The sequence below is a fragment of the Limimaricola litoreus genome (genome assembly GCF_024159025.1).
Taxonomy (GTDB): Bacteria; Pseudomonadota; Alphaproteobacteria; order Rhodobacterales; family Rhodobacteraceae; genus Limimaricola; species Limimaricola litoreus.
Window position 1 is genome coordinate 1 of the sequence record NZ_JAMYXC010000245.1, and the last position, 10137, is coordinate 10137.

Consider the following 10137-nt stretch of genomic DNA (forward strand, 5'->3'; position numbering starts at 1 on the left):
GCGCGGGGCGGGACATGCCCTGCGCCGCGCCGAGCCGCAGCACCGCGTTCAGCGCGCGCACCGCGCGGCAGGGGTCGTTGAACACGAGGATGCCCGCCTCGTCGTAGCGGTGCAGCACCTGCGGGTCTCCGAGGGCGCAAAAGGCGATGATGCGGTCGGGGTAGGCCGCGCGCAACGGGGCCATCGCCTCGAGGATGACGTCGGACATCGCCCGGCTTCCCGCGACATAGGTCAGGAAGCACAATACCGCGCCGTAGCCGCCCTCCTCCAGTGCGGCGCGGGTGAACTGTTCGAGCAAGGCGGGCTCGTTGAGCGCCTGCGCCGTGCAGTCGAGCGGGTTGGCGGCGGAGGCATAGGGAAGCGCCTCCAGCAGCCGGGCCTGCGCGGCCTCGGGCATGGCGGGCATCGGCAGGCCGATGCGCTCGGCCTCGTCGCTAATGACGATCCCCGCGCCGCCGCTGACCGTGACCACCCCCAGCGCATGCCGCTCGGGCAGCACGCCCTTGGAGGCGGCATAGGCGATGTCCATCATCGTCTCCGGATCGGTCAGCATGATCGCGCCGTGATCGGACAGCACCGCATCCGCGACCATGGCATCGCCGGTGAGCGAGGCGGTGTGCGAGGCGGCGGCGCGCGCGCCGACCGCCGAGCTGCCCGATTTCAGCATCAAGACCGGCTTTTTGGCCGCGCGCGCCGCATCGAGCGCCGCCAGCAGCGCCGGCGCGTCGTTGACGGCCTCCATATAGGTGCAGATCACGTCGATGGTGTCGCTTTCGGCCATCCAGCGGATCGCCTCGGCGACGGTGATATCGGCCTCGTTGCCAGTGGTGATGAGCATTGAGGCGCCAAGCCCCCGATCCCGCGCAAGAGCGCCCAGATGCGCGCCGAAGGCGCCGGACTGGCTGGCGATGCCGATGTTGCCGGGGCGCGGATGCCCGGTGTCGAGCGACGAGGAAAACGTGCCGAAATAGCCGATGTCCACGTTGTAGACGCCAAGCGTGTTCGGTCCCAGAAGCCGCATGTCATATCGTCGTGCCAGCGCGACCAAATCGCGCTGCGCCGCCTCGCCCGCCGCGCCCATCTCGGCAAAGCCCGCCGAGAACAGCGTCGCGGCCCGGCATCCCTTGCGGCCGAGCGCCTCGATGGTCTGTGCGACCAGCTTGGCCGGCACCGCGATCAGCGCCGCCTCGGGCGCTTCGGGGAGGGCCTCGACGCTGGCGTAGCAGGGCAGGCCCTGCACCGTGTCGCGCTTGGGGTTCACCGGAAGGATGCGGCCCGCGTAGCCCGCCCTGAGCATGGCCGCGATCGGGCGGCCGCCGATCCGGGTCGGGTCATCGGAGGCGCCGATGATGGCCACGGATTTCGGGGCGATCAGCCCGTCGATATGCGAAAGACTGGTCACAGGACGGCCTCCGATCCGAGAATTGCGGTGCATTGGCCCGGATGCGCCTCACGGGCGGCCCGCGGCGCGGGCTTCGAAACTTCGGTGTCCGTCATTCGTCCCTCCCCTTCGTCTCAGTCTTTCCAGCCCAGAAACAGGTGGGTCTGCGAGGTCGAGCCGACGATCTTGCCGTCATCGCGCGTCAGCGTGACCTGAAGCACCACCGTGGTGCGCCCCACATGGACGGGCACGCAGCGCGCGATCACCGTATCGCCCACCTTGATCGGCCTGATGAAATTGGTCTTGGCCTCGACCGTGGTGTTGGAGATCTCGGCCGGGCTGTTGATGAAGGCCGAGGTTCCCGCCGCCGTATCGGCCAGCGTCATCAGCGCGCCGCCATGCAGCACGCCGTTGCGGTTGCCCATCGCCTCGGTCACCCGCATCCGGCACACCACCTCTTCGGGGGTGCAGGTCGCGATCTCGATCCCCAGGAGCGCCGAGAACGCCGATTGCGGCGGCATCTCGTCGATGCCGCGGGGCACATGCGCAGCCACGATCAGCCCGCCCGCTGCGACAGGGTGCGGCGCGCGATGACGAGCTGCTGGATCTGGCTGGTGCCCTCGTAGATCCGCAGCAGCCGGATGTCGCGGTAGAGCCGCTCGATATCATACTCCGCCATGTAGCCCGCGCCGCCGTGGATCTGCAGCGCCCGGTCGGCGATGCGCCCGGCGGCCTCGGTGCAGAAATACTTGGTGCAGGAGGCCTCGAGGATGGCCTTGCCCTCGCGGTCGAAGGTATCGGCCGTGGCCCGGACGAGCGCGCGCGCTGCCTGAAGCTCGGCCTGGCAATCGGCGATCATGCCCTGCACCAGCTGATGCTCTCCGATCGGCTTGCCGAACTGGCGGCGCTCCAGCGCGTAATCGGTGGCGATGTCGAGCATGCGCTGGCTCTGGCCCACCGCCATCGCGCCGACGTGGATGCGGCCCCGGTCGAGCACCTTCATGGCGGTGCGAAAGCCCTGATGCAGCCGCTCCGCACCGCCCAGGATCGCGCTTTCGGGCACGCGCACGTTCTCGAAGATCACGTCCGAGGTCTTCGTTCCGCGCTGGCCAAGCTTGCGGTCGGGCTTGGCCACCGTGATGCCCGGCGTGTCCGCCGGCACGATGAAGGCCGAGACCCCGTCGGCGCCGGGCTTCTCGGCATCGGTCCGGGCAAAGACGGTGAACACCCCGGCGCGCACGGCATTGGTGATGTAGCGCTTGGTGCCGTTGATGACGAAATCACCGCCGTCGCGCCGGGCCGAGGTGCGGATGCCGCCCGCGTCCGAGCCATGGTCGGGCTCGGTCAACGCAAAGGACGCGATCACTTCGCCGCTTGCCACGCCGGGCAGCCATCGCTCCTTTTGTGCCTGCGTGCCGTCCATGACGATGCCCTGCGAGCCGATGCCCACATTCGTGCCGATCAGCGAGCGGAAGGTCAGAGAGGCGTAGCACAGGGTCTCGATCAGCCGCGCCTCCTGCGGCACGTTCAGGCCGATGCCGCCGAACTCCTCGGGCGTGGACAGTCCGAAAAGCCCCATCTCCTTCATCTCGGTCACGATCTCCTCGGGGATCGCGTCCTCCTCCTCAACCCGGCGTTCCGCCGGGATCAGCCGCTCGCGGGCGAATCGATCCACCGTTTCCACGAGCTGCTCGAAAACGTCCTCGTCCACACCTGTCGCCATGGTTGGTCCTCCCCTTGGCACGAACTGCATCCTCCCTTGTTCTACAGATCGCATTCTGTATAGTAAATCATATTCTGATAGGGGAATAGCGTGATGCGGTCAGGTTCGATGCCTTGCCCCTTGAGAAACCACCCGAAACACCCATGAAGAACGGAGGAGATATGCCCGACATGAAACCCCTCAGTGGCAAGGTCATGCTGGTGACCGGCGCCGGCAATGGCATCGGTCGCGCCATCGCGATGGAGGCCGCGAAAGCCGGGGCGCAGGTCGTCGTCAACGACATCGGTGCCTCGCTCGAAGGCCAGCGCGAATCCAGTGCCGCCGCGCAGGACACCGTGGCCGAGATCGAGAGGTCAGGTGGCGTCGCCGTCGCCAATGGCGATGATGTCTCGGACCCCGAAGGTGCGAAGAACATGGTGCAACAGGCCGTCAGCGCCTTTGGCCGCCTCGACAGCGTCGTCAACAACGCGGGCATCCTGCGCGACTGCTTCTTTCACAAGATGACCTATGAGAACTTCGATGCCGTGGTGAAGGTGCATCTCTACGGCAGCTTCAACGTCAGCCGCGCCGCGGCGGACGTGATGCGCGAACAGGGGTCCGGCAGCCTGATCCACATGACCTCGACCTCCGGCCTGATCGGCAATCTCGCGCAGGCCAACTATTCCGCCGCGAAGCTGGGTGTCGCGGCTTTGTCGAAATCCATCGCCCTCGATCTTGCGCGCTGGAACATCCGCTCGAACTGCATCGCGCCCTTCGCCTGGAGCCGCATGACCTCCTCGATCAAGGTCGACAGCCCCGAGCAGCAGGAGCGGGTCGATCGGATGAAGGAGATGAAGCCCGAAAAGATCGCCCCCGTCGCGCTCTACCTCGCGTCGGACGAGGGCGCCGAGACCACGGGACAGATCTTCGCCGTGCGCAACAACGAGATCTTCCTGATGTCCCAGCCCCGGCCGGTACGGGCCGTCCATCGCGGCGAGGGCTGGGACATCGACAGCGTGACCCGCCACGCGATGGCATCGCTGAAATCGAGCTACGTGCCACTCGACGTCTCGGCCGACGTGTTCAACTGGGATCCGGTCTGAGCCTGCACGCCTGCGGGCGACACCTGCCGAAACCGGCCGCTCCCGCAGACCTTCTGCGGGGGCGCGCGATGTGGATGGACGTTGCTGCACATATCGGTAAAGGAGATTCACTGAGCGGGCCCTGACGGTTAGCTCGGGGGCATGCCAAAGCCTTCCCCGTCCCGCTACCGCGCGACGAACTGGTCCGCCCACAACGCGGCGCTGAGCAAGCGCGGCTCGCTGTCGGTCTGGTTCGATCCCGAGATGGTCTGGCACGCTGGCAGGAGCGGCAAGCGCGGACGGCCCCAGACCTTCTCGGACGCTGCGATCCAAACATGCCTCACCCTGAAAGTGCTCTTCGGTCTTCCGCTCCGGCAGACGGTCGGGCTGGTCGAGAGCCTGATCCAGATGGCGGGGCTCGACTGGCCGGTTCCGGACTATTCGACGCTGTGCCGTCGGCAGGCGCGGATGCCGTCATACCGATCCGCCGCAATGGTCGTGCCTGAAAAGAAGACTGTCCCGCCGCCATCGCGCGAAACGAGATCCTGCGGGCAGCCCGGCGCTTAGGCCGGACGCTCTGGAAGAAAAGGACCGGCCACCACGTCCGAACTCGCGTCGAGCCCAAGATGAACTGCCTGAAGCTCTTCGGCGAGAGGATCATGTCACGAGACCCCGACCGCCAGACCGCCGAAATCCAGATCCGCATCGCCCTCATGAACCGCTTCTCGGCCCTTAGCAGGGCCGAAATCGAAGCCGTCCGCTGAGGAGAGGCGGGAAAGGGGGCAGTCATGCCCGAGGCTGCTTTGCGCAACATCGCCCCTACGCCGCGCGCCGGCGGTGCGCGGTCGGGGATGCGACGGCGCAGGTTGGAAGCGCGCGCGCTTGAGCGAAACGGATCGCTCCGCCTTTGGCCCTCCCTTGAAGGTTGGGCAATCAACCCGCGCCGCAGAACGATGCTACGGGGAACCGCCTCGCGTCTCGGACATCGCCGAGCGGGTCTCTCAGCCAATTCAGCGATTTGTCTGTATCGCCGCCGGGCTTGTATTCAGCCCCGGGCGGAGCGTTGTAGCCGAGTAGGCGAATGATCCGGAACAGGTGCCGGAAATCGATCTCACCGTGATCCGGGGTGTCCAACGCGGCAGCGTCGCGGTCATCGCCGGGCACATGTCAGGGGGCCGCACGGGATATCGCGCAATCGCAGGATCCTACCGGCCATACCTCACAAGAACCGTGACGAGCTCTCGACTGCAGCAGGCGGTCGGAGCTTCTTCCCCCGGCGCCGGACCCCATGATAAGACCTGCGGCATGCAGTTGCGCCGCCAGATCGAAATCCTGTTTCCGGAGCTGCAGGCCTATGCCGGAGCGATCTGCGACGCGCAGCACGAAGCGCAGGATCTCGTACAGGATGCCGTCGAGCGCGCCATGCGGGCGAAGGCTCCACCGCGCCGGATCGACGAGCTGCGGCCCTGGATGTTCAGGGTGCTTCGCAACCTGCGTTACGACGAGCTGCGCAAATGGCGCGTGCGCCGGGAATATTCCGAGGCCGGGAGACGTCTCTTGGATGAGGCGCCGCATGAAAGCGGCACCGAACGGGTGGTGCTGACGAGACTGGCCTTTGCCAAGCTGCCGTCCGGATGTCGGGAGGTGCTGTTTTTGGTGGACATCATGGGTTTGAAATATCGCGAGGCGGCCGAGGTCATGGATGTCCCGACCGGGACCGTCATGAGCCGGCTGAGCCGAGCCCGCAAACAGATGCTCGATCTCGTCGAAGGCGAGGATCGCGAGAGCGCGAGGGACCTATCGGAATGACCCAGATGAGCGATCAGGACATGATCCTGCTCGGCGCGTATCTCGACGACGAGCTCGATCCCGTGGAACGAGCCGCCTTCGAGCGCCGCCTCGGGCGGGAGACGTCGCTTGCGCTGGCCCATGAAGATCTAGCCGACCTCAAGAAGGATCTGCGGGCGCTGCGCCCAATGCGCGACACCGCGCCCCCGCGCGCGGTGTCGATCAGGCAATGGGCCGCGGCAGGCGCCCTCGCCGCCGGTCTGGCCATCGCCGCTCTTCTGGGGGTCGGGCAGGTTGATCGCAAACCCTCCGCGACCGAGATCCATGCCGGGTTTCTGACCGACGCGACGGCCTCGATCGGCGATGAGATTCAGGATGCGTCCGTGTCGTCATCCGCCGAACTTCCCGATCTGGGGGTGGCGGGGCTGAGCCTCGTGGCCGAGCGGAGGGTCGGTCGCGTCAGGGCCGGTCACTATGTCGGACGCAACGGGTGCCGCCTCACCCTCCTTGTCGGAGAGGCCTCGATCGACGACCCGGATCCGGCGTCGATGCAGGCCGCGTGGCACAACGGCGCCACGCCTCATGTGCTGGTGGCCCGCGACATGGACCCCCGCCGTTTCGAGACCATCACCGCCTATCTGCGAGAAGGCATCGGCACCGGGGGTGAAACCATCCTCGCCAGTCGCCTGCAGGACGCCCGCGCCTGCGGGTGACCGCGTCACGCCCGGCCCCCGGGGGCTGGCCGTGACGCGCCTGACGGATCACGAGGCGTCGGCGCCCCCGGGCGTCTCGGCCAGATCCGATGCGCCCTCTTGCGGCACTGCCGAGCCGGTAGCCGCCGCGACATAGGCGGAGATGGCTTCGATCTCCTCTTCGCTCAGGTCTTCCGAAAAGGCCGGCATGATGCCGATGCCGCTGGTGACGGCCACGCGCACCTGGTCGATGGTCGGGGCAAAGACGTCGAGGTCGGGGCCGACCGCCCCTTCCGCCCCGGCATCGGCGAGGGCGTGGCAGGCGCTGCAGGGCATGAAGGCATTGTCGGTGAAAAGATTGCGCCCGAGGTCGTGATCCGGGTTCGCCGCGGCGGTGCCGCCCGCAACGGCCGCGAAAGCGAGGCCGGCAAGCGGCGTCTTGAAGGTCATCATTCGGTATGTCCCTGAAATTGGTGATCCCGACCGCGCCCCATCGGCGGTCGGGAGGATGGTATTGCGATCAGAGGACCGTCAGATCGACGGCATGGGCGCGCCAGCCGTTGTGGCCATAGCCGCGCTCATTAGGCTCGAAGGTCTCGGGCTGCACCTGCCCGTCGACCGTGCTGGCCCGGCTGGCGAGCACATGCGACCCCTGCCCCAGATCGGCGATCACGACGAAGGGGCGCCAGGCATAGGGGCCCATGTCCGGCCCAAGAAACTGCGCCTGCGTCCAGCTCTGCCCGTCATCGGTGGAAACCTCGACCTTCTCGAGCGCCGTGATGCCGCCCATGGCCACGCCGTGGATCTGCACCTTGCCGGTCCCGGCCTCCTCGAGCGGGCCGGTGATCCAGGATTTCACGTTCATCTCGAACATCGAGGGCTGCGAGGGCGCGCCCTTCTCGCCGACCGGGCGGATCCGGTAGCTGGTCTGCTGGATCTTGTTGGGCGACTCCTCTTCGGTGAAGGCCAGCCGCTTGAGATACTTCACGTTGTTGACCCCGTAATAGCCCGGGATCACCAGCCGCAGCGGCCCGCCATGCGCCAGCGGAATGGGCTGCCCGTTCATGTCCCAGGCGAGAATGGCGCGCTCCATCGCCTCCTTGGGCACCGAGCGCTCCACCTGGATCGTCTCCTTCGGCACGCCGTCGGGGATCTCCTCGCCGCCGGTGCCGGTCAGCCAGTCCAGCCCTTCGGCCACGCCGCCCATGGCCGCCACCACGTCACGCACCGGCACACCGGTCCAGACCACGTTGCCCGCGGCCCCGACCGACCACTGCGTGCCGCTGGTCTCGTGCTCGAAAAAGGCGCGCCCGTTGCCCGAGCATTGCAGGACGCAGGCCACGGTTTCGACGCCGATCGTCTTGAGATCGCCCAGGGTGATCGCGCGCGGCTCGGCCACGCCCTCGACGCTCAGCTCCCAGGCATCGCGATCCGCTACGATCTCCTCTGACGGCGCGGGCAGGTTGTTGCGGATGTAGAGATCCTCGCTCGGTGTCACGAGACCCGAGCCGATCGCGCCGCGCTGGGTCTCCAGCGTCTGTTGCGAATGGACGATGAGGTCGTCGGCATCCTTCCAAGCCACGTAGTCCGGCAGCGCCTTGCCTTCCTGCGCCATGGCCGGAAGCCCGGCGGCCGCGCCGACGATGCCGCCGGTGCTCGCGAGCAGGAAATGACGTCTCTTGATCCTCGGTAGCACTGTCATGATCGTTCCTCCCTCGATGACTGCGCCTCTTGCAGGGCAGCTCCGATGGAAAGACGGATGGGACAGGCGTTTTATTCCAACCCGGGATCATACCGTTTCGCGCACTCCTGTCCGGTCGAGACAGGCTCCGATGCCGCGCCCCGAAGGTGTGGCGCGCCCGGGAACGATCAGCGTTTTCATTGTCAGGGAACCACGCATCCTCAGCGCCGCGTTACGATCAGACCGGTGTCTGGTCTTGTAGCTCCGCGGCTTGGATCTGCTGCTCAGGCGCGCCCGCCATCATGCCGCTTGCGCAGCCGTCCCCCATGCGGTGCAAGCCACGTCATCTCCCGGTCCAGCCAGATCAGCAGGAAGCCTGCGCCTGCGCAGCGCCGCGTTGTGGGCGGACCAGTTCGTCGTGCGGTAGCGGGCAGCCATGGGCTACGTCCCGTCGCCCATCTCAGCAGCTGCATCGCCATGTGAACCGGCGAGCGGAAAGCTCTGCATCAACGCCGGCAGGGATGACCGCCCCGAGTTGTCTCGCCCACATGTCCCGAACCATCGGGATGCCTTCGAAACGAGGCATCCACGCCATCAGCAGACCCCGTCCACGACGGTGCCACAGGCCTCCAGATCCCGGGTCAGAAGGGTGATCGAGGCGCGCTGCCCCGGCGCGATGCGCCCAAGATCGGCCCCCAGCCCGAGCGCCTCGGCCGGGGTGGTCGACGCCATCCGCAACGCCTGGGCCCGGCTTGCCCCGCCCAGGCGGCACATGTTGCGCACGGCCTCGTCCATCGCCAGATGCGCCCCCGCCAAGCGGCCTTCGGCATCGGCAAGACGCCCGTCCTTCTGGGAGATGGTCTTGCCGTTGACCGTGAAGCTCGCCTCGGGCGCATCCAGCGTCGCCATCGCGTCGGTGACGAGGTACAGCCGCCGCTCCGTCATGACCCGCAGCGCCAGCCGCAGGTTCGCCGGATGCACGTGGATGTCGTCGGCGATGATCCCGGCAAAGAGCCGGTCGTCATCGAAGAGCGACCCCACCACGCCGGGCGCGCGCCCCATGATCTGCGACATCGCGTTGAAAAGATGCGTGCCGCCGCTCAGCCCTTCGTCCGCCGCGCGGCGCATCGCGGCGTGATCGGCCTCGCTGTGGCCGGCAAAGACCCTGAGCCCCGCTCCGACCAGCCGGGCGATCGCGCCCGGCGGCGCCTCTTCCGGCGCCAGGGTGATCAGGAACGGCCCCCCCACACCCTCGCACAGCGCATCGAGATCGGCCTCCGACAGCCGTTGCACCGCAGAGGGCGGATGGATGCCCGGCCGCGCGGGCGACAGGAAGGGCCCCTCGAGATGCAGGCCGAGAATGCCCGGCTCGGCTTCGGCCAGCGCCTCGCGCACCGCCTGCATCGCGGCGAGATAGGAGCTGTCCGGCGCGGTGATGAAAGTCGGCAGGATATGCGCCGTACCACCGCGCCGCGCCGCGCGCGCCATGCGGCGCAATGTATCGCGCGTCGGCGCGTCGTTGAACATCACCCCGCCGCCGCCATTGATCTGCAGGTCGATGAAGCCCGGTGCCGCCACGGGCGCGCGCAGCAGCCGGCCCGGCGGCGCATGGGCGGCTTTGGTGACGTCATGGATCCGCCCTTCGCGGATCACGATGGCCCGGTCGGCAAGCGGCGCTTCCGCCTCGCCGTCGAACAGCGCCTCGGGCAGAACGATCAGATCATCCGCATCAGTCAAGCATCACCTCCTGCCCTTTCGGGTGAACCGTCTCGTAATATTGCCGCAGCTCCAGCTCGGCGGCGGCTTCGGTG

Annotated in this window: 9 protein-coding genes and 2 pseudogenes; 4 read left to right on the forward strand and 7 right to left on the reverse strand. The window is 67.4% G+C overall.

Annotated elements, in window-relative coordinates:
• From NHG85_RS15640 to NHG85_RS15650, 3 genes are all read right to left on the reverse strand, one after another.
• A partial coding sequence (locus NHG85_RS15640) for an acetate--CoA ligase family protein (RefSeq protein ID WP_253334003.1) occupies positions 1-1402 on the reverse strand: 1402 nt, incomplete at its 3' end.
• Between the two features lie 113 nt (positions 1403-1515).
• On the reverse strand, positions 1516-1935 hold the full coding sequence (locus NHG85_RS15645) for a PaaI family thioesterase (RefSeq protein ID WP_253334005.1): 420 nt from the start codon (positions 1933-1935) through the stop codon (positions 1516-1518).
• Between the two features lie 2 nt (positions 1936-1937).
• Positions 1938-3104 carry an acyl-CoA dehydrogenase family protein gene (locus NHG85_RS15650; RefSeq protein ID WP_253334007.1) on the reverse strand — a complete coding sequence of 389 codons (1167 nt, stop codon included), beginning with the start codon at positions 3102-3104 and terminating at the stop codon, positions 1938-1940.
• A 161-nt stretch (positions 3105-3265) separates the two neighbouring features.
• On the opposite strand from NHG85_RS15650, the gene NHG85_RS15655 reads away from it, so the two are divergent.
• The 4 genes and pseudogenes from NHG85_RS15655 (at position 3266) to NHG85_RS15670 (ending at position 6666) form a co-directional block, all read left to right on the forward strand.
• Positions 3266-4186, forward strand: a complete 921-nt coding sequence (locus NHG85_RS15655) for an SDR family oxidoreductase (RefSeq protein WP_253334009.1) — start codon at positions 3266-3268, stop codon at positions 4184-4186.
• 141 nt (positions 4187-4327) lie between these two features.
• Positions 4328-4929 (forward strand): annotated as a pseudogene (locus NHG85_RS15660) (transposase).
• Between the two features lie 331 nt (positions 4930-5260).
• Complete coding sequence (locus NHG85_RS15665; RefSeq protein ID WP_253334011.1) at positions 5261-5974, forward strand: RNA polymerase sigma factor; 714 nt, start codon at positions 5261-5263, stop codon at positions 5972-5974.
• Positions 5971-6666: an anti-sigma factor family protein gene (locus NHG85_RS15670; protein WP_253334013.1), complete on the forward strand. Its 696-nt coding sequence runs from the start codon at positions 5971-5973 to the stop codon at positions 6664-6666. Before NHG85_RS15665 ends, NHG85_RS15670 begins: the two co-directional genes overlap by 4 nt.
• Positions 6667-6714: 48 nt before the next feature.
• Here the strand turns inward: NHG85_RS15670 and NHG85_RS15675 are convergent, their stop codons facing one another.
• From NHG85_RS15675 to nagA, 4 genes and pseudogenes are all read right to left on the reverse strand, one after another.
• Complete coding sequence (locus NHG85_RS15675; RefSeq protein ID WP_253334015.1) at positions 6715-7098, reverse strand: c-type cytochrome; 384 nt, start codon at positions 7096-7098, stop codon at positions 6715-6717.
• Between the two features lie 67 nt (positions 7099-7165).
• A complete protein-coding gene (gene sorT, locus NHG85_RS15680) occupies positions 7166-8347 on the reverse strand; it encodes a SorT family sulfite dehydrogenase catalytic subunit (RefSeq protein ID WP_253334017.1) in 1182 nt (393 codons plus the stop codon).
• Between the two features lie 296 nt (positions 8348-8643).
• Positions 8644-8764 (reverse strand): annotated as a pseudogene (locus NHG85_RS15685) (IS5/IS1182 family transposase); the annotation flags it as partial.
• A gap of 156 nt (positions 8765-8920) precedes the next feature.
• Positions 8921-10063: an N-acetylglucosamine-6-phosphate deacetylase gene (nagA, locus tag NHG85_RS15690; RefSeq protein ID WP_253334019.1), complete on the reverse strand. Its 1143-nt coding sequence runs from the start codon at positions 10061-10063 to the stop codon at positions 8921-8923.
• Between the last annotated feature and the right edge of the window lie 74 nt (positions 10064-10137).